General features: G+C 58.0%; 16 protein-coding genes. 12 read left to right on the plus strand and 4 right to left on the minus strand.

What is annotated here, in order from left to right; genetic code table 11:
• Positions 1-108: 108 nt before the first annotated feature.
• The 7 genes from Q1A63_RS17745 to glnT all read left to right on the plus strand — a co-directional run bounded on the left by Q1A63_RS17745 (position 109) and on the right by glnT (position 6,831).
• Entirely contained in the window at positions 109-444 is a 336-nt protein-coding gene (locus tag Q1A63_RS17745) for a GFA family protein (RefSeq protein WP_298973474.1), read from the plus strand.
• A gap of 217 nt (positions 445-661) precedes the next feature.
• Positions 662-1,813: a helix-turn-helix transcriptional regulator gene (locus tag Q1A63_RS17750; RefSeq protein WP_298973176.1), complete on the plus strand. Its 1,152-nt coding sequence runs from the start codon at positions 662-664 to the stop codon at positions 1,811-1,813.
• Between the two features lie 79 nt (positions 1,814-1,892).
• Positions 1,893-2,525 (plus strand): XRE family transcriptional regulator, encoded by a 633-nt coding sequence (locus Q1A63_RS17755; protein ID WP_298973178.1) that lies wholly within the window; start codon positions 1,893-1,895, stop codon positions 2,523-2,525.
• A gap of 97 nt (positions 2,526-2,622) precedes the next feature.
• Positions 2,623-3,495 (plus strand): glutamine amidotransferase family protein, encoded by an 873-nt coding sequence (locus Q1A63_RS17760; protein WP_298973180.1) that lies wholly within the window; start codon positions 2,623-2,625, stop codon positions 3,493-3,495.
• 3 nt (positions 3,496-3,498) lie between these two features.
• Positions 3,499-4,179, plus strand: coding sequence for a protein GlxC (locus Q1A63_RS17765; protein ID WP_298973182.1), 681 nt, complete (start codon positions 3,499-3,501; stop codon positions 4,177-4,179).
• The gene (locus Q1A63_RS17770) at positions 4,179-5,507 is read left to right on the plus strand and encodes an FMN-binding glutamate synthase family protein (protein WP_298973184.1); all 1,329 of its coding nucleotides are present in this window, start codon (positions 4,179-4,181) and stop codon (positions 5,505-5,507) included. The genes Q1A63_RS17765 and Q1A63_RS17770 overlap by 1 nt, the downstream gene beginning before the upstream one ends.
• Before the next feature lie 16 nt (positions 5,508-5,523).
• On the plus strand, positions 5,524-6,831 hold the full coding sequence (gene glnT / locus Q1A63_RS17775) for a type III glutamate--ammonia ligase (RefSeq protein ID WP_298973187.1): 1,308 nt from the start codon (positions 5,524-5,526) through the stop codon (positions 6,829-6,831).
• Between the two features lie 197 nt (positions 6,832-7,028).
• Here glnT and Q1A63_RS17780 read toward each other — a convergent pair whose 3' ends face one another.
• Positions 7,029-8,648, minus strand: coding sequence for an EAL domain-containing protein (locus tag Q1A63_RS17780; RefSeq protein ID WP_298973190.1), 1,620 nt, complete (start codon positions 8,646-8,648; stop codon positions 7,029-7,031).
• A 302-nt stretch (positions 8,649-8,950) separates the two neighbouring features.
• Between Q1A63_RS17780 and Q1A63_RS17785 the strand changes: the two genes are divergently transcribed.
• Positions 8,951-9,157, plus strand: a complete 207-nt coding sequence (locus Q1A63_RS17785; RefSeq protein WP_298973191.1) for a hypothetical protein — start codon at positions 8,951-8,953, stop codon at positions 9,155-9,157.
• A gap of 246 nt (positions 9,158-9,403) precedes the next feature.
• Here Q1A63_RS17785 and Q1A63_RS17790 read toward each other — a convergent pair whose 3' ends face one another.
• The 3 genes from Q1A63_RS17790 to Q1A63_RS17800 all read right to left on the minus strand — a co-directional run bounded on the left by Q1A63_RS17790 (position 9,404) and on the right by Q1A63_RS17800 (position 13,732).
• Positions 9,404-11,713 (minus strand): DUF6851 domain-containing protein, encoded by a 2,310-nt coding sequence (locus Q1A63_RS17790; protein ID WP_299632335.1) that lies wholly within the window; start codon positions 11,711-11,713, stop codon positions 9,404-9,406.
• A 490-nt stretch (positions 11,714-12,203) separates the two neighbouring features.
• Entirely contained in the window at positions 12,204-12,659 is a 456-nt protein-coding gene (locus tag Q1A63_RS17795; protein WP_299632336.1) for a hypothetical protein, read from the minus strand.
• Positions 12,656-13,732 carry a 2-oxoglutarate and iron-dependent oxygenase domain-containing protein gene (locus Q1A63_RS17800; RefSeq protein ID WP_298973197.1) on the minus strand — a complete coding sequence of 359 codons (1,077 nt, stop codon included), beginning with the start codon at positions 13,730-13,732 and terminating at the stop codon, positions 12,656-12,658. Before Q1A63_RS17800 ends, Q1A63_RS17795 begins: the two co-directional genes overlap by 4 nt.
• A gap of 279 nt (positions 13,733-14,011) precedes the next feature.
• Between Q1A63_RS17800 and Q1A63_RS17805 the strand changes: the two genes are divergently transcribed.
• Genes Q1A63_RS17805 through Q1A63_RS17820 form a run of 4 tightly spaced genes read left to right on the plus strand, consistent with a single transcriptional unit; the run spans position 14,012 to position 17,947 of the window.
• On the plus strand, positions 14,012-15,097 hold the full coding sequence (locus tag Q1A63_RS17805; RefSeq protein ID WP_298973200.1) for an extracellular solute-binding protein: 1,086 nt from the start codon (positions 14,012-14,014) through the stop codon (positions 15,095-15,097).
• Between the two features lie 5 nt (positions 15,098-15,102).
• On the plus strand, positions 15,103-16,173 hold the full coding sequence (locus tag Q1A63_RS17810) for an ABC transporter ATP-binding protein (protein WP_299632337.1): 1,071 nt from the start codon (positions 15,103-15,105) through the stop codon (positions 16,171-16,173).
• Positions 16,170-17,153 carry an ABC transporter permease subunit gene (locus Q1A63_RS17815; protein WP_298973204.1) on the plus strand — a complete coding sequence of 328 codons (984 nt, stop codon included), beginning with the start codon at positions 16,170-16,172 and terminating at the stop codon, positions 17,151-17,153. The genes Q1A63_RS17810 and Q1A63_RS17815 overlap by 4 nt, the downstream gene beginning before the upstream one ends.
• A complete protein-coding gene (locus Q1A63_RS17820; protein WP_298973206.1) occupies positions 17,150-17,947 on the plus strand; it encodes an ABC transporter permease subunit in 798 nt (265 codons plus the stop codon). Before Q1A63_RS17815 ends, Q1A63_RS17820 begins: the two co-directional genes overlap by 4 nt.
• Positions 17,948-17,952: the final 5 nt, after the last annotated feature.

Below are 17,952 nucleotides of genomic sequence, written 5' to 3' on the forward strand. Positions count from 1 at the left end.
TAATGTTCCATCATGTGATGATGTCCACAAGGGAGGTGTATTGAGATGATCAATGGAAGCTGTTGCTGTGGGGCCGTCAAGTTTACGCTGCTGGCGGAACCTTCAATGATGGGGACATGTCACTGTTCCCGATGCCGCAAGGTTGGTGCCAGCGCCATCGTTTTTGTCAAAAGAACGGATTTGAAATGGCTTCAGGGCAAAAACCACGTCACACGTTTTGCGCCGGTGGCCCCCTATATCTACGGTCGATGCTTTTGCGAAATCTGTGGCACATCTCTGGGTGAGATTTTGTCTGAAGACGACAGCTTTCCAATTGCGGCAAATGCCATCGACAGCGCGCTTGAAGTCCGGAACCAGTTTCATGAGTTTGTCCGTGAAAAGCCGTCCTGGTACGAGATTTGCGACAACGCGAAACAGTTCGAAGGCCTCCCTGAGACGCCGTGATGTCTCAGCCCCAAAGGCCTTTGCCTGCAAAGCTCTAGCAGTGATCCGTCTCGGACCGGCGGCCAAAGGTCATGGATAATTCGATTTGGTCGATTGTCTGGATTGCATCAGACATCGGGCCGCCCATGAAAATATTTTTTGAAGAGGCGGTCGATGATGGGCTAAGTATCAGGGGTATAGATTCAAAAATTTATCTGATCGAATGGGGCATACCCCGATGTTTGGTGCTCAGCAAAGCAAGGCTCTCGAACTGATTTATGACACGGCTGTGCGGCCCGGTGGTTGGCGCCGCGCGCTTGACCAGACGACGTCCATCGTCGGTGCGCGCGGGATCGCCCTGGTCATCCGGGGCCGAAACGCAGGCGCGCCCAACCTGACAATGATGAGCCAGGTCTACCTTGATTTCTCTCGAAAACCTTCAGGGTGGTATTACGGTGCTTTTCTGGCGCGACTTCAGGAAACGGATTGGGATGCGCTCCGATCCTTTCCCGTGCACAAGGCCATTCCGGATACGGATGCGGGCCTGAGCGCGGATGAACTTGATGTGCGCGCCGACTACAGCTTTCTGCGAAAGCGCACCGGTGTTGCGCGCAGGGTCGGTGTGCGGCTCAATCCGGATGAAGTGTGGTTTGACGCGATGAGCATCGGATTTGACCGCTCGCTGAATCAAGCGCCGTCGGGCCTTTCAGAGCAAATCAAACCGCTTCTCCCCCATTTCTCCAAGGCGATTGAGATGGGTCGGATGTTCACGCTGCTCAAGGCGCGGTACCGGGCCGCTTTGAGCGCGCTTGACCATGTGCAGGCCGGTCTTGTCATTGCGCTTCCCGGGGGTGCAATGATCGTTGAAAATGCCGAAGCGCAACGTATTTTTGACCTGTCTGACGGCCTGGTAAAAGGTCGGGACGGGTATCTATCCACGCAGGATTCAGATCTGACAAAACGCGTTCGCCTCGCGATTGAGGCCGCCGCGAGCACGGCGGATGGCACGGGAAATCAACACGAGGTATTATTCGCGATCCCGAGGCCGTCGGGTGAAACCCCGATCCTGCTGGAGGTCGCACCGATCTCGGATGCGGGTGGCGAGCTGGAAACCGGGCTGCGTGGTGCGCTCATAACCCTGATTGACCCGAACCGGGCGCCCTATCTAAAGCTTGAAAGGTTTGCGGCGCTCTACAACCTGACGGCGGCGGAAACCGATGTGTGCCGTTGGGTGGCGGAAGGGGCTGGTATCCCGGAAATCGCGGATCGCAGGGGAACCTCCCCGGTAACGACGAAAAACCAGATTGCCGCTGTCTTGTCTAAAACCGGTGTGCACAGCCGCGCAGAACTGATCCGTCTTGTCTTGCGCGTCCTGCCGCCCGTGGCCTGACGCCTTCGGTGTGGTATCGGAGCAGGTGGAACAAGAACTGCATATTGAGTGATGCGATGTCATATGCGACGCTCCTTTGATGCCCGAAGAACTTCAGCAAAACCCACATAAGACCGCCGAATTCAGCGAGAATGACCTCTTGGTGGCGATTGGCCGGCAAACGCGGGTGTTTCGCCGTCAGAAAGGTCTGACAATCTCGCAATTGGCCAGAGAAATGGGCGTCTCAAATGGCATGCTGTCGAAGATCGAAAACGGTCAGACAGCCGCGTCTTTGCACACGCTTCAGGCCTTGTCGCAAGCCTTGAGTGTCCCGCTGACCTCCCTGTTTGCCGGGTTTGAAGAGACCCGCGAGGCGTCACACGTCAAGTCAGGCACGGGGATCGAAGCGGACCGCGTGGGGACCCGCGCGGGGCATCAATACAGCCTTCTGGGCAATATCGCTGGATCCTCGGGCGTGACGGTGGAGCCCTATCTGATCCTGCTGACCGAAGAATCCGACGTGTTCCCGACTTTCCAACATGAGGGCATCGAATTCCTCTACATGCTCGAAGGCCAGTTGGCATATCGCCATGGGCGCGAAATATATCTGCTGGAACCCGGCGATAGCCTGATGTTTGACGCGGATGCGCCACATGGGCCGGAACGCATGCTGAAGCTGCCGGCGCGCTACCTTTCGATCATTTGTTACCCCAAGGAAAATCGAGCCGAATAATATTCACAAAGGGAATAAAAAATTCTCATTGAGAAACTTTTGATGTGCAGTATTGGAATTTTCTCTTAGCCTCGTTGCGATTGGATGAGGTGGTGAAATGTGCGGCATTGTCGGGCTCTTTCTGAAGGATGAAGCGCTGGAAGGCGATCTGGGTCGCATGCTGACCGACATGCTGATCACCATGACGGACAGAGGCCCGGACAGCGCTGGCATCGCGGTGTATCGCGGGGATGACGCGCAACTGAAATTCACTGTGCAGTCGGCGGATCCGGACAGGTGTTTCGCAACGCTGTCTGAGGTTTTGGGCGCAGATGTGACCCGGATCGACAGTCACGCCATTGTCTCCTGTGCACCAGATCAGGCGGAGGCCTTGCGGGCTAAAATTCGCGCAATCGACGGGCTGCGCATCATGTCGGTGGGCGAGGCCATTGAGATCTACAAGGAAGTTGGTTTGCCGCAATCGGTCGCCGACCGATTTGACATTCCGCAGCTGCAGGGCAGCCATGGCATCGGGCACACGCGCATGGCGACGGAAAGCGCCGTGACAACGCTTGGCGCGCATCCGTTTTCGACCGGTCTTGACCAATGCCTGGTGCATAATGGCTCGCTATCCAACCACAATTCACTGCGGCGCAAGCTCGGCAGGCAGGGGGTGCGGGTCGAGACCGAAAACGACACCGAAGTCGCCGCCGCCTACCTCACCTGGAAAATGCAGCAGGGCGCCAACCTCGGTGAGGCGCTGGAGGCGGGATTGCAGGACCTTGACGGGTTTTACACATTCGTTGTGGGCACAAAAAACGGCTTTGGCGTGTTGCGTGACCCCATCGCGTGCAAACCTGCCGTGCTGGCCGAAACGGATCAATATGTCGCGTTTGGGTCGGAATACCGGGCTTTGGTCAACCTGCCGGGCATCGACGCGGCACAGGTTTGGGAGCCTGAGCCCGCGACCGTCTATTTTTGGGAACATTGACGCATGGAAACACTCGATCTGTCTGCTCTCGATCTGCGCGCGGTCAATGCGACGCTTCAGGCCGTGGGTGAGGGCGCAAACACCGCGTTTGAGATCACCAACCCGCGCGGCAGCCACGCGATTGCCGTTGGCCTCGATGCACCCATCCAGGTCACTGTGAAAGGCTCGACCGGTTACTATTGTGCAGGCATGAACCAGCAGGCGACCGTGCGGGTTACCGGCTCTGTCGGCCCGGGCGTGGCGGAAAACATGATGTCGGGCAAGGTCGTGGTGGAAGGCAACGCCAGCCAATACGCCGGGGCCACGGCACATGGGGGGCTGCTGGTGATCAAGGGCGATGCGTCCAGCCGTTGCGGCATTTCGATGAAGGGGGTGGATATTGTCGTGCATGGTAAAATTGGCCACATGAGCGCGTTCATGGCGCAGGCGGGCAATCTGGTCGTGCTTGGCGATGCAGGTGATGCGCTAGGGGACAGTCTTTATGAGGCCCGGATATTCGTGCGCGGCGCGGTGAAATCATTGGGGGCCGATTGCATCGAAAAGGAGATGCGGCCGGAGCATCTGGAGCTCCTCAAACATCTGCTGCGCGACGCCGAAGCGGATGCCGACCCAGGCGAATTTCGCCGATACGGTTCCGCGCGCAAGCTCTATCACTTCGATGTCGACAATGCAGGAGCCTATTGATGGACAAGACCCCGCAGACGCATCCGGTCAAATCCGCGAGTTTTGACGACTACACCACATCTTACATTCGCCGGGCGGCAGCGACGGGTATCTACGACATTCGCGGCGGGGGGGCAAAACGCAAGGTGCCGCATTTTGATGACCTGCTGTTTCTGGGGGCGTCGATGTCGCGCTATCCGCTCGAAGGGTACCGCGAGCGTTGCGACACCAGCGTCACGCTTGGCGACCGCTACGCCAAAAACCCAATTCAGCTGGACATTCCCATCACGATTGCCGGGATGAGCTTCGGGTCGCTGTCCGGGCAGGCCAAGGAAGCGCTGGGGCGTGGCGCCAATGCCGCTGGAACCTCAACGACCACCGGAGATGGCGGTATGACCAAGGAGGAGCGCGGCCATTCCAAGACGCTGGTCTATCAATATCTGCCATCGCGCTATGGGATGAACCCCGACGATCTGCGTCAGGCGGATGCAATTGAGATCGTGGTCGGGCAGGGCGCGAAACCGGGCGGCGGCGGCATGCTGCTGGGGCAAAAGATTTCGGACCGGGTTGCGCAGATGCGCACATTGCCCGCGGGGATTGACCAGCGCTCCGCCTGCCGGCACCCGGATTGGACGGGGCCGGATGACCTTGAAATCAAGATACTGGAGCTGCGCGAAATCACCGGATGGCAGGTGCCGATCTACGTGAAGATCGGCGGCGCGCGCCCTTATTTTGACACCACTCTGGCGGTCAAAGCGGGTGCGGATGTGGTCGTTCTGGATGGGATGCAGGGCGGAACGGCGGCAACGCAGGATGTCTTTATCGAACATGTCGGGCAGCCGACGCTGGCTTGCATCCGGCCTGCGGTGCGTGCCCTTCAGGACATGGATATGCACCGCAAGGTACAGCTTGTGCTGTCGGGCGGGATCAGAACGGGCGCCGATGTGGCGAAGGCGCTGGCGTTGGGGGCAGACGCCGTTTCCATTGGGACGGCGGCGCTGATCGCGATGGGAGACAATGATCCCGCGTTTGAAGAAGAGTACCGCAAGCTCGGCACCACCGCCGGCGCCTATGATGATTGGCACGAGGGGCGGGACCCTGCGGGCATCACAACGCAGGATCCGGTGTTGGCCGCGCGTCTCGATCCGGTGATCGCGGGGCGTCGGCTCGCGAACTACCTCAAGGTCATGACGCTGGAGGCGCAGACCATCGCGCGCGCCTGCGGCAAAAGCCATGTTCTCAACCTCGAACCGGAAGACCTGTGTGCTCTGACGATCGAAGCGGCTGCCATGGCGGGCGTGCCCCTCGCGGGGACAAATTGGATACCGGGCGCAGGCGAAGCCCCTTAGATAGACGGAGACTGGCATGGGAAGTGATCTGGCAAAATTCGCGGCGGACAAGGGTGTTCGTTTCTTTCTGTTCAATTTCACCGATCTCTTCGGGGTGCAGCGTGCCAAGCTTGTGCCCGCTGAGACCGTCGGGGAGATGCAGAAATCCGGCGCGGGTTTCGCGGGGTTTGCGAGCTGGCTGGACATGACACCTGCACACCCGGACATGTTCGTGATGCCGGATGCTGCTTCCGTCATTCAATTGCCCTGGAAATCCGAAGTGGCCTGGGTTGCGGGCGATCCGTGGATGGACGGGGAACCGGTGGCACAAGCCCCGCGCAACGTTCTGAAGTCGCTGATTGCCCGAGCGGATGCGCTTGAGTTGAAGATGATGTCGGGGGTGGAGCCGGAGTTTCATCTGATTTCAGAAGACGGGGCGGAGATTTCAGACGCGCGGGATACCCAGGAAAAACCCTGCTATGACCAAAGCGCGCTGATGCGCCGGTATGATGTGATTTCTGAGATTTGCGCTACCATGATCACGCTGGGCTGGGCGCCCTATCAGAACGACCATGAAGACGCGAACGGTCAGTTCGAAATCAATTGGGATTTCGGCGATTGCCTGCAAACGGCAGATCAGCACGCGTTTTTCAAATTCATGGTTAAGGCCATCGCTGAAAAACACGGGCTGCGCGCGACGTTCATGCCAAAGCCGTTCAGCACCCTGACGGGCAACGGATGTCACGTGCACCACTCGCTTTGGACACCGGACGCGAAGTCCTGTGTGTTTGCTGATGACACCGATGAGATGGGCCTGTCTGAGACAGCATATCACTTCCTTGGCGGGCTGATGGCACACGGGGCGGCGATGTGCGCGATCACGAACCCCACGGTCAATAGCTACAAGCGGATCAACGCGCCCGCTACGCTTTCCGGCGCGACATGGTCCCCGTCATCTGTGACTTACGGTGGCAATAACCGCACCCATATGGTGCGCATCCCGGATGCGGGTCGTCTTGAATTCCGCCTCGCGGATGGCGCGGCCAACCCCTATCTGCTGCAAGCGGTTTTGCTGGCGGCGGGGCTGGATGGCATTGACCGGAAACTGGACCCTGGGAAACGGTTGGATATCGATATGTACACCGAAGGGCACAAGGTGCGCGGCGCGAAGAAGCTGCCGCTGAACATGCTGGATGCCCTTCGCGAATTCCAAAAGAACAAAGCACTGACAGAGGCCATGGGCGCGGCGTTTTCGCAGGCCTATGTGACACTGCGCACGCGGGAATGGAACCAGTTCACGCACCACCTGACCGATTGGGAGAGGGATAACGCATTGGACTGCTGACGCGGTCAGGTGTCCAAGTACCCCCAATATCTGCAGATCACGAAAGGGGGTGAAAGCGTCATCGGGGCTCAGTGTCGTATTGATGCCCGGAGCTTTCCGTATTCAGACATCACCCTCTGCAAAAGCCGCAAAGCCTGATCCAGATTAGGGCCAGCATCAGCGTCTTACGAAATCTGCCACCCCAGTGACAGCGCCAGTCACCCCGTATCCCCCAGGTGATCTGGTGTTTCGAAACCTTCAACGCTTGGATCGATCTGTCGGCCCGACCACTTTGACTCCAGCAGCCAAGATACCTGTTCCGCTGGTACCGCCCGCTCAAAAAGGAACCCTTGTCCAAGTGAGCAATCCAGCGATTGCAGATACCCGAGGTCATCGGCAGATTCGATCCCTTCCGCCGTTACATCCAGCTCAAGACCGTTTGCCAGCGCCATGATGCCGGACACGATTTTCTGATTTTGCGGTTCCGCTGCGATATTGGTCACGAAGCTCCGATCAATCTTGATACGGTCAAACGGCAGCTGCCGAAGACTAGCGAGACTCGAATAACCCGTGCCAAAATCGTCCAGCGCGACGGCAACGCCGAGCTCTTTCAGGGCGTCCAGCTTGGTCCGCGCCACCCCGAAGTCATGAATGACAGAGCTTTCCGTTACTTCGATGGTCAGGCGCTTTGCGTCAAAGTTGCACTCAAGTAGAATCTCTTCGATTTGTTCGACCAGCCGTGGGTCATGAAATTGGAATGGCGAGACATTGAACGAAATGGAGAGCCGTGGATCCCATTGCGCGGCGGCCAAGCAGGCTTGCCGCAAAATGCTCAGCCCAAGTACGCCAATCTGGCCGCTGTCTTCGGCAAGTTCGATAAAAACGCTGGGCGGGATTTGGCCACGTGTCTTGTGGTTCCAGCGGGCCAGAACCTCGAAACCGATCAGGGTTTTTGTCTCGATTTGGATGATGGGCTGAAACCAGGGCTGAATTTCAGATTTGATGATGGCCTCTCGCAGGTCCGCTTCGATTTCCGCCCGTTCATGGGATTGATGATCCAATTCCGCATCATACCAGGCAAATTGCCCTCTTCCGTGATCTTTAGCGGTGTAGAGGGCTTTGTCAGCCCGCCGGATGGCTTCCGAACACGAATCCTTTGAATCCCAATTCACCAGACCGATGCTGCAGCTGATGAAAATCTGATTTTGTTCAAAGCTGACAGCGGTTTCCATGGCGTGCAAAAGCCGCCGGGCCGCGCGCTCCGCCTGAAAGGAATCTGTTGTCTTGTCAAAAATGACGGCAAACTCATCGCCCCCCAATCGTGCAACGATGCTGCCCGCGCCAGCTTCAGCTTTCAGCCGTTGCGCGACACAGCGCAGCGTTTCGTCACCTGCCGCGTGGCCGTGCAGATCGTTCACGGGCTTGAACCGATCCAGGTCAATGATTGCGATAATGCGACTGGTCAATGGGGAGACTTCAGCTTTGATCTCTTCCAGCGCCGCAGAGAATGCGCGCCTGTTCATCAATCCGGTGAGTGGGTCGTGCCGTGCATTCTGCTCCGCCCGCTGGCGTTGAAAATCACGTTCTCCCATGAGTTTTTTCAGCTTTTTCCACTGGAAGAAAATTGAGAAAATCAGGGCGATTGTCAGGTTGACGATCAGCAGGGCAAACTCATCAAGGTCCCAGTCTTCGTGCGCACGGCTGTAGTCATAAAAACGTTCGAACAACTCCATTTCCGCCATCGCTGGCCAACAGATTACAGCGGATAGGAAAAAGAGTGCTGTTACTGCGTGGTCCCGCATGAAGCGGGGCAGTGAAAAGGATGAAACGACCGCCATGGTAAACTCTCTCAAGTCAAAAAACTGTTGGGCAGATTATTGGGTCGTGGCTCTACAGCCGGTAAATCAGGCACGATAATCCCGTTTCATTTTTACTAAACGGCGCATGTACTTGCTGAGGTGAGCGTACCTTCCGCTTTCAACATACGGCGCAATCGGGCAGCGTTTTAATTGGTGCGTGGCGTCGAAATTCTCCTTGCCAATGGGTATTTCTTCAACAATCAACGCCCGCAGGCCAAGGTTTTCTCTGATCCGCGCCCGCGTTAACCATATGTTCGCAAATCAGAAACAACATGATTTCTATGAAATATGTATGGAAAATCACGCTGCGCCGCGCATTGAAGAGTGGCGACAGACAACAGGGCTATGCGCTTGCGGGCAGCATGGGCGAAGCTTTGGAACTGGCAGGCACTCCTGATGCGATCGCCGTGCCACAACCCGGAAAAGCATGGCAGGGACCGGAAGGCGCGAATTTTTTCTGGTACGAATGGCGACCCGCGACGGCTTGAAACGCATCCATGATGTCGGGGAGGGTTTGCGCAAAGGGTTTCGGTCTACCTGTGCGGCGCCGTTTTAGACACGCCGGGAGGGTCTGGCGCTCATTTTCGCATTTCTGGTGCGAACACGCCGAAAGTGACGCGGGCGCGACGCCGTTTCCAACTATGCCCAATGATCACATGCGCGCGCCGCAACAGGCTGTTTCCCGGTTGCCTCGATGCGCACTAAATATGCACATCAAGGCGGAGCCCTCCGGCCTAGACAATGAGCTCATCGATCAACAACACGTTTTGATTAATGTTCAAGGCACCTGTCGCCACACCGTTGAGCAGGGCAATCTCCTCCCCATCGACTTCAACCATGACATTGGGGCCCACGCCGATAAAGGAAATCTGCGCTTCGGGCGAGAAGCCAACCAGATGCAATTGATCTTCTGTAGCATTGAAATCCGTGACCGTGTCGAAACCGGTTTCACCGAAATTGAAGATGAAATTGTCCGCATCGCCACCGCCCTGCAGTGTGTCGAAACCATCACCCCCTGACAGGTTATCCTGTCCGCTTCCCCCTTTGAGCCCGTCGTCGCCCGATCCGCCAAGCAGCGTGTCATCCCCACGACCGCCGGCTATTTCATCATCGTCATCCCCGCCAAGCAGCGTATCATTCCCGCGCTTTCCGAGCAGATGATCATTTCCGGCGCCGCCCTCGGCGCGGTCATCGCCCAGACCACCGTTCAGATGATCATCACCCTCGCCGCCAAGCATCGTGTCGTCATCCCCACCGCCAAAGAGATGATCGTCTCCGGTGCCGCCCTCCATCAGGTCGTCGCCCCGCCCGCCATGAAGCATGTCGTCATCTGCGCCGCCCAACAACGTGTCCGCGCCGCCGTCGCCTCGCAGTTCGTCCTCATCTGATCCGCCGTCCAGCAGATCATTGCCCTGGCGTCCCCGCTGGATGTCATCGCCAGATCCGCCCTCGACGATGTCGTCGCCCCGCCCGCCCTTCACGGTGTCATCGCCTGCACCGGCGATGGTCAGGCCGCCCCCATTGCCGGTAGAAATCATATCGTCCCCGCCGCGGGTAAAGAGCGCCTCCCAGCGGATTTCGGCATTTGCAGCCACCTTTTTACCGACCTCCAGACCGTTGAGGTTTCCATCCTGGATGTGGATGCCGCCATAGATGCGCGAGATGCCGGCCTCTTCCGCCGCCTCGGTGAGCGTTGCCCATTGCAAGACCACCGGGGGGCCGTTGCCGAAATCCTCAAAAGCCAGCTCACTGGTTTCATAGCGACCCAGCAAGTCGAGGCCTGCGACCCCGTCGAGATCGTAATTGCTAAGCGACGTGCCGTCGTAATAGTTGTCCGATCCGACAAAGCTGGCGATGGTCTTTGCCGCGGCCATCGAAAAGGTCGAGTGGCCCGAGACATATTCAGGGAAGGGCGGGGTCACAAAGGTTACGTTCTGATAGGGCTGCCATTCCTGACCAAGGATCTGTTGTGTGCCCTGGTTGACGCCGCCCCATGCCTCTATGGTCTGGTCGTAATAGAGGTCGCGGATGGCGGATTGTGGGCGCACATAATCGTGGACATATTTTGCTTCCCACGTGGCAATTCCGGCGTCAAAGACTGCTGCATTCAGCGCGAAAAACATCTTGGCGTCTTCGTCGATGCCGTGCCCCTCGCGCAGGGCGATGTCCTGGGCGATCTGGTTCCAGTGGCCGGGAGGGGATTCGGTGCGTGGACCATCTGCCCAAAGCTCTGCAATCACCTTCTGCTCATCGGTCAGGTTGGCCGAGGTTGCGATCACTTCGTTGATCTGATCGCGATATGCCTGGTCATTGGTCGTCACCTTCCCGGTACCATCGACGTAGCGCGAGAAATCTCCCAGTTGCGGTGGCGCGTCGGGGCGGAATTGATCGTTTGCGGCGAGTGCAAAGCTGTCGACAGATCCCCAATGCGGGGTGAGCGCGACTTGATCCACATAGCTGCCTGGATCATTGTCATCGATGATCGGAACCCCGTTTGCGTCCGTGACGGTGCCCGTCGGGACGCGCAGCGGCTGCCAATGGTTGGGGTCGAAATTCGCGCCACCAGGCACCCGGCCCGTGTTCGGATCGGCGGAGTTCACCGGGGCGTAACCGCTGCTGTCGGCAAAATCGTTCTGCGCGTTTGATCCATCGTCGGCGCTTGCGTCAAAGACATTCTGCGCGGCCACGGTGCCCACACCCGCAGCGGTGTTGGTGGTGAGGGAGGCATCCGCCGGATCGTAGCCCAACTGCGACATGAACCCATCGAACAGGGCAATCTGTCCGGGAAAGAGTTCGATCAGGGCGGCGTAGGCGGCAAAGCTGACAGCGGCGGATTTATTGGCATCCGTATTGGCGAGGCCCGTTTCGATTTCCGAATAATGACCATAGGCCTCAGTATCGAAAGCCGCCCAGGCATCGTATATCGCGGCGCTGGCGATATGCAGTTGGTAGGTGGTGGCGGTGGGCTTGGCGCTGCCTTCGCGGATCGCTTCGAGGGTGACTTCGTTCCATTGCGCGACAATAGATTGCTGTTGAACAGTCATCGTTAAATCTCCAATAAAAATGTCTTCGTGCTAAAATGTGGAACAAGGGTACCACCAATGCCGCGATATCCAAACAACCCATTGATCTATCAAGGCTCTTGGTCGGTGCGATGGCGGCGCATCCGGAGCCTAGCGTGCGGGCCTCGATGAGATCGCCTAATTTATCGGCATGGGCTACGAAACCGCGTCAAACCTGAATGCAGATCACCAAAGCGGGCTGAAATCTGTGTAATCCCCGCATGTTGAGAGCTATTCCTTGCCCAATGAAGCACCCGGATAGCGAGCATCACTCCACCGGACCGGGTAACCCTTGGGAAAACTCCCCAGATGACGGCTCAGTGCTGCATAATTCTTTGGCACTTACCTACCTTAGAAAAAATCTGCAGGTCAGCCTCCGATGATCGACAATTGGGGTTATTTTTCCCAATGTTTTACCAAATATGATTGGTTTTGAAGGTGCACACGGTTGTGTCGTCGCCGTTCTAGTCGACTAAAGGCTTGCGTTGCTTTGGACCCGCAATTGGTAGTCGGACGGCAGTTTCCGCGTCAACCAGCCGGTGTAGAGCGGCCCAAATTCGGCAAGCAGCGCGATCCGATCAGGTCGGTCAACGATCCAGTATGTCGCCAGCCCCGATCCATGCCTGCCCATGTCCGGACTGAGGTAAGCACACCCAAGATAGGTTGCCTCCGCGTCTCGGATGACCCAGGCAAAGGACCTTTTGGCGGTGAACTCTCGATGGTGCCAGTGCAGGTCGGTCGCGTCATAGGATCTGGTCAACCCATCCGGCCATGTCGGGCCAAAGAGGCCACGTAGAACATCGGCAGATCGGGTGACTTCGCGAAAGTCTTCGTCAAGATCATCGACCGTCAGGATGTCCAACTGGAAAGCGCCCAAGGGAAAAGACGTCGGAAATTCCAGGGTTTCAAAATCCGGATGCGGTGTCATTCCGCGGCGGTCTTGGCGACCCGTTTGAACGGATTTTCCTCGGGGACATCATAGTCCAGTTTCAACACCCCCTTGGCGCGCGCGTCGGCCATGTAGCGAAAGGCGTTGACGGACATGCGCATCAAATGCTCGCCCGCTTTCAGGGGCGGGTATTTTGCGATGGTCTCCGCAGTGCGGAACTTTTCCAGGGGCTCAACGATGGCGTGGTAGTCGAGGCCGAAGAACAGCGGCAGAGAATAGCGCTCGCGCCCGATGTTGTTCACCCGGTGCTGGGTCGATTTGAATTGCCCGCCGGACCAGGTCTCGAAAATGTCGCCGATGTTGACGATGAAACAGCCCGGGATGGGCGGCGCCTCGATCCAGACGTCATCGGCGTTCATCACCTGCAATCCCGGACCGCCCTGCAGCAGAATGGTGAAACATTCGAAGTCCGAATGCGCCGCGATGCCCACCAGATCCTTGGTCGCATCCATGTCGTTTTCCACGTAGCGCAGCAGGCGCAGCTGCGAGGTCGGGTTGGTGATGTGTTGGGTCAGCTCCGCCGGATCGACACCCAGTTCAAGCGCCAGCCCGTCTAGCAGCGTCAGGCCGAGAGAGAAGATTTCATCGTAGTAGGAGGACACCGTCTCCTTCCAGCCGGGGATATCCGGCCAGATGTTCGGGCCCGTCATGCGCCAGTTTGCCAGATAGTCGGGATGATCGGCGGGCGCCTCGAACGACATGTCCCAGGCTTCGTTGAAGTTGATCTGTTTGGGAAAGGACGCGCCGTTTTCTTCCAGCGGCACATACCCGCGATGATGGGTGGTGAAACCGGACCAGTATTTCATCTTATAACTGCGCGGCATTTCGTGAAATGCCTTGGAGGCCGCAAAGACGTCGTCAATCAGGGTTTGCGGCACGCCATGCTGGGTGATGTAGAAAAAGCCGGAGGTGCGGGCAGCCTCCCCCAGGGCGTTTGCAACCTTGACCCGGTCGTTCGGATCACCGGTCCGCAGCCCGGACAAATCAATGACCGGCAGGTTCGCTTCTTCTATTTTCACGGCCTTCAGTTCGGCATCCATTACATCACTCATAGCTGGGCTCCTGCTGTGCGTCGCTTGAGCGTCAACGACATCGAGCGGGCCACGCAAGCGCCGTATTCGAATATATGCGCACCTGATGCCACTGCCTAAAAACTGCCCGGCACAAACAATTCGGCGCTGAAAAATTAACCATTTGCTGAAAGGCCCCGCGCGTTCTGTCAGATTGTTTGACTCGCAGAACGGGTCCTTTGTCCAATCGATGCAAGAGCGTTCAAATGCCGACATGCTGGCCAATTGAGCGACGCAGATAATTAAAACAGGGGAGTTAACATGACAAAAATCAATCGCCGCGCGCTATTGAAATCCACCGCCGGTGCAGGCGGATTGGCACTGGCTGGCAGCATGCTGGGCACTCCATTGATCGCGCAGACGCGCAGCCTTAAGGTGGGTTCTTACGGCGGGTATTTCGAGGACAGCTTCAAATCCTTCGTCTACCCCGCCTTCACCGAAGCCACCGGCATCGAGATCGAAAGCGTGACCCAGCCCAATTCCTCCGATTGGCTGGTCACCATGCAGCAGGCCACAGCCGCGGGCACCGTTCCGGCGGATGTGTCGCTTTATGCACGTGATGCCTTGATCAAGGCCTCCCGCATCGGCGGGCTGTTGGCGCCGCTGGAAACCAAGAACATGAAGGCGTCTGAAAATCTTGATGGGTATTTCGTGTTCGAGGACACCACCGGCGTGATCGGTGTGGGGGCGATGTCGTGGTTCACCTCGATGGTCGTAAATCCGGAATATGTGGAGACCCCGCCCGCCAGCTGGGCGGAGTTCTGGGACACCGGTCAGTATGAATCGAGCCTCGGCATCTCCAAACTGCACAACTCCAACTTCCTCGATATCGTCGCGGCCACGTTCTTTGAGGGCGAGGCCACATTCGCCAGCAACGATGGGATCGTGGCACTGGTCGAAAAGGCGCGCGAGCTGAAAGCCAATACGGCGCTCTGGTGGTCCGCCGAAAGCCAGATGGAGCAGGCGATGAAGAACGGCGATGTGATCGGCGGCATGTATTACCATGACGTCGCCCAGCTGATGGCGGCAGATGGGTTCTCGATCTTATCCCACTTCCCAAAAGAGGGTAATCCGCAAGGCTACGGCTCATGGTGTCTGTCCACCCTCTCGGAGAAAAAGGCCGAGGCCGAGGAATTCATCAACTTCTCCTCTGATCCTGCCACGCAGGCGCTGATGTCGCGGATGATCGGCACCGCACCTTTGGTCGATAAATCGAAGACCGACCTGACGGATGAGGAATTTGCCGCCGTCTCAGGCACCCCGGCCATCCAACCGGCCTATGAAGCCTATTTGGACAATGAGACCTTCATCAAGGAAACCTGGGATACGATGCTGGGCACCAGCTGATCCCGATGAGCGATCTCATTCTGAGGGGCATCCGCAAGGACTACGGTAAGGTGCGCGCGGTGGAAGGCGTTGACCTTACCTTTACACATGGCGAGTTGACAGCACTGCTTGGGCCGTCCGGTTGCGGCAAAACCACCCTGCTGCGGATGATTGCCGGGCTCGAGGACCCAACGGCCGGGAGCCTACGTCTGGGCGGTGCCGATCTGACAGATGTCCCGGCGCATAAGCGCAAATTCGGAATGGTGTTTCAGAACTTTGCCCTCTTTCCGCATCTCAATGTGCGCGAAAACGTGTGTTACGCGCTGATCATCGACGGCGTGGCGAAAGCCAGGGCGCATGAAAAAGCGCATGAACTGCTTGACCTTGTGCAGCTAAGCGCGTTTGCGGACCGCCGGATCGGCGCATTATCTGGCGGTCAACGCCAGCGGGTGGCCATCGCACGCGCGCTCGCCCAGGAGCCGGAGATCTTCTTGCTGGACGAGCCGATGTCGGCGCTTGATGCCAATCTGCGCGAAGCGATGCAGGTGGAATTGCGCATGCTGCAACAGCGCCTTGGCATCACCACGATTGTCGTGACCCATGATCAGCGCGAGGCCATGACCATGGCCGACAAGATCGTCGTCATGTCGAGCGGGCGTGTCGAGCAATTCGGCCCGCCGCAGGACATCTATCACAAACCGCAAAACGCATTTGTCGCCGATTTTATCGGTCGCGCGAATTTTTTCGATGGCGTCGTCCGGAACAACACCATCGAGGCGGCGGCGTTCAATTTAGAGGCGGCGACGTTGAATTTCACCGAAGGGGCGCCGGTGCGCGTCGCCGTGCGACCCGAACAGGTGCATCTGGATGGCACCTTGCCGCAAGGCAACAGGGTGCCCGCGCAGGTGACATTTGTGCGGGATGTGGGGGCCACGCGCGACATTCACCTCGAAACACCACTTGGCAGGTTGATCGTCGAATATGCGCTTGGTGAAAAAGCCCGCGCCTATGCACTTGGCGAAGAGGTCGAAGTACACTTGCCGCCAAAGGCCTTGTACGTCTATCCGGCCGCTGACCCCATTCCGAGTGCGGCGTGACCAGTATCGAAACGCCATCTGCGCTTGAGCCAGAGGTGGTGGCCCTGAAGCCGCCCAGAATAACCCCCTCCTTCAACACGCTTTTGCTGTGTGCGCTGATCTGCATTTTTTGCGTTGTACCCTTCTTGCTGGTTCTCGCGATCTCCTTTGGACAAAAGATCGAAGGGGCGGCGTGGGAATGGGCCTTCACTGGGGACAATTACATACGTTTCTTTGTCGGTGCCGATTGGCCGCAAAGCACCACCTTTCTCTATCTCAATCGGCTCTGGTACTCGCTCTACTACGCGGTCATCGCCTCCTGCATCGCGGTGATCACGGCCTTTCCCTTCACGTATTTCATGACCCGGATGTCGCGGGCCGCGCAAAGCCGTTGGCTGGTGTTTCTGCTGGCCACCATGTCGCTCTCCGAGGTCTTCATCGTGATGGGGTGGGATATCCTGCTGTCCAACCGCTCCGGTCTGCCGATGCTCCTGCGGGAGACTGGCGTGACGGCCTGGCTGAAGGACGTGGGCTGGTTCAACCAGCTGCGCGAATGGGGGCTGGCTAACCCGCGTGACGTCAAATTCAAAACCTCCGAATTCGCCACCATCCTGACGATGTCCTATCTGGTTTGGCCCTATGCGGTGATCCTGCTCTACCCCGCACTGTCCCGATTGGATCAGTCCATGGTTGAGGCCGCGCGGACCATGGGGGCGGGTCCCTGGACGGTGGTGCGCACCGTTGTCCTGCCCACCGTGCGGATGCCCCTGATCGGGACGCTGTTTTTGCTCTTTGTTTTCCTGCTGGGCACCTATGTTTCGGTCACCGTCTTTGCCGATCCGTCGAAACAGACACTGGCGATCTCGGTCTATGAAGCGGTGCGCGGCTCGACGCTGAACGCGCCCTTTGGCGCGGCTCAGGCGATGATCCTCTTGGTGACGGGGGCCGTTTGCCTGCTCTTGGGGCAACAGTTGGTCAACCGGACGGGAGCGCGCGCATGAAAACGCTCAGCACCCTCTTCATGGGTCTTGCTTCGATTGTCGTCCTGTTACCCATCGTGGTGGTCAGTGCCGCGGCACTGAACGGCGGGCGGTCAATGCTGTTCCCGCCGCAGGATCCGACCCTCAGCCGGTTCGCCGAGTTCTTTCTGACAGAGCCGGTCTGGCGCACGGCGATGTTTCACTCGGCCATCATCGCCATTGGCAGCGCCGCCCTTGCAGTGTTGATTGCCTGGCCACTGGCCTATGGGCTTTGGAAAAATAGGGGCAAGGCTTCGAAGGTTCTTGCTGGCCTCGGCGCGATGCCTTTTGCCCTGCCACCGATTGTCTTTGGTGTTGGCTTGGGGTTTTTCTGGGGATTTTCCGGTGGTCTGGGCGCGATCTGGTCGGGCATCATCAGCCATGCGGTGCTGTTTCTGGCCTTGCCGCTGGTCACCATTTCCATCGGCCTGCAGTCCATCGACCGGGCCCATCTGGATGCGGCGGCGACCATGGGCGCGACCGAAAAGGTGATCTTCCGCACCATCATCCTGCCCCAGATGGTGCCTTACACCGCATCCGGTTTTTTCTTCGCGCTGGTGCTCAGCTTCAACGAATTCATCGTCATGTTCTTCGTGTCGAGCTCGGCCTATTCCACCGTGACGCTGCAAATCTTCAACTCGCTGCGCAATGGTTTCACACCAACCATGGCGGTGGCCGCAATCACCTTTATCCTCGTGTCCGTTGCCGTCTTTTCCCTTGTCGCCCGCTTTGGCGACCTGCCGCGCCTGATGGGGGCGGATCAATCCAAATCCTGAAGGAG

Origin of the sequence: uncultured Roseobacter sp., assembly GCF_947499265.1 — a bacterium.
Lineage (GTDB): Bacteria > Pseudomonadota > Alphaproteobacteria > Rhodobacterales > Rhodobacteraceae > Roseobacter.

Bases quoted from the DNA above. Each gene is read 5' to 3' on its own strand.
- Q1A63_RS17745 (WP_298973474.1), top strand. From the start codon at position 109: ATGGGGACATGTCACTGTTCCCGATGCCGCAAGGTTGGTGCCAGCGCC.
- Q1A63_RS17750 (WP_298973176.1), top strand. From the start codon at position 662: ATGTTTGGTGCTCAGCAAAGCAAGGCTCTCGAACTGATTTATGACACG.
- Q1A63_RS17755 (WP_298973178.1), top strand. From the start codon at position 1,893: ATGCCCGAAGAACTTCAGCAAAACCCACATAAGACCGCCGAATTCAGC.
- Q1A63_RS17760 (WP_298973180.1), top strand. From the start codon at position 2,623: ATGTGCGGCATTGTCGGGCTCTTTCTGAAGGATGAAGCGCTGGAAGGC.
- Q1A63_RS17765 (WP_298973182.1), top strand. From the start codon at position 3,499: ATGGAAACACTCGATCTGTCTGCTCTCGATCTGCGCGCGGTCAATGCG.
- Q1A63_RS17770 (WP_298973184.1), top strand. From the start codon at position 4,179: ATGGACAAGACCCCGCAGACGCATCCGGTCAAATCCGCGAGTTTTGAC.
- glnT (WP_298973187.1), top strand. From the start codon at position 5,524: ATGGGAAGTGATCTGGCAAAATTCGCGGCGGACAAGGGTGTTCGTTTC.
- Q1A63_RS17780 (WP_298973190.1), bottom strand. From the start codon at position 8,648: ATGGCGGTCGTTTCATCCTTTTCACTGCCCCGCTTCATGCGGGACCAC.
- Q1A63_RS17785 (WP_298973191.1), top strand. From the start codon at position 8,951: ATGAAATATGTATGGAAAATCACGCTGCGCCGCGCATTGAAGAGTGGC.
- Q1A63_RS17790 (WP_299632335.1), bottom strand. From the start codon at position 11,713: ATGACTGTTCAACAGCAATCTATTGTCGCGCAATGGAACGAAGTCACC.
- Q1A63_RS17795 (WP_299632336.1), bottom strand. From the start codon at position 12,659: ATGACACCGCATCCGGATTTTGAAACCCTGGAATTTCCGACGTCTTTT.
- Q1A63_RS17800 (WP_298973197.1), bottom strand. From the start codon at position 13,732: ATGAGTGATGTAATGGATGCCGAACTGAAGGCCGTGAAAATAGAAGAA.
- Q1A63_RS17805 (WP_298973200.1), top strand. From the start codon at position 14,012: ATGACAAAAATCAATCGCCGCGCGCTATTGAAATCCACCGCCGGTGCA.
- Q1A63_RS17810 (WP_299632337.1), top strand. From the start codon at position 15,103: ATGAGCGATCTCATTCTGAGGGGCATCCGCAAGGACTACGGTAAGGTG.
- Q1A63_RS17820 (WP_298973206.1), top strand. From the start codon at position 17,150: ATGAAAACGCTCAGCACCCTCTTCATGGGTCTTGCTTCGATTGTCGTC.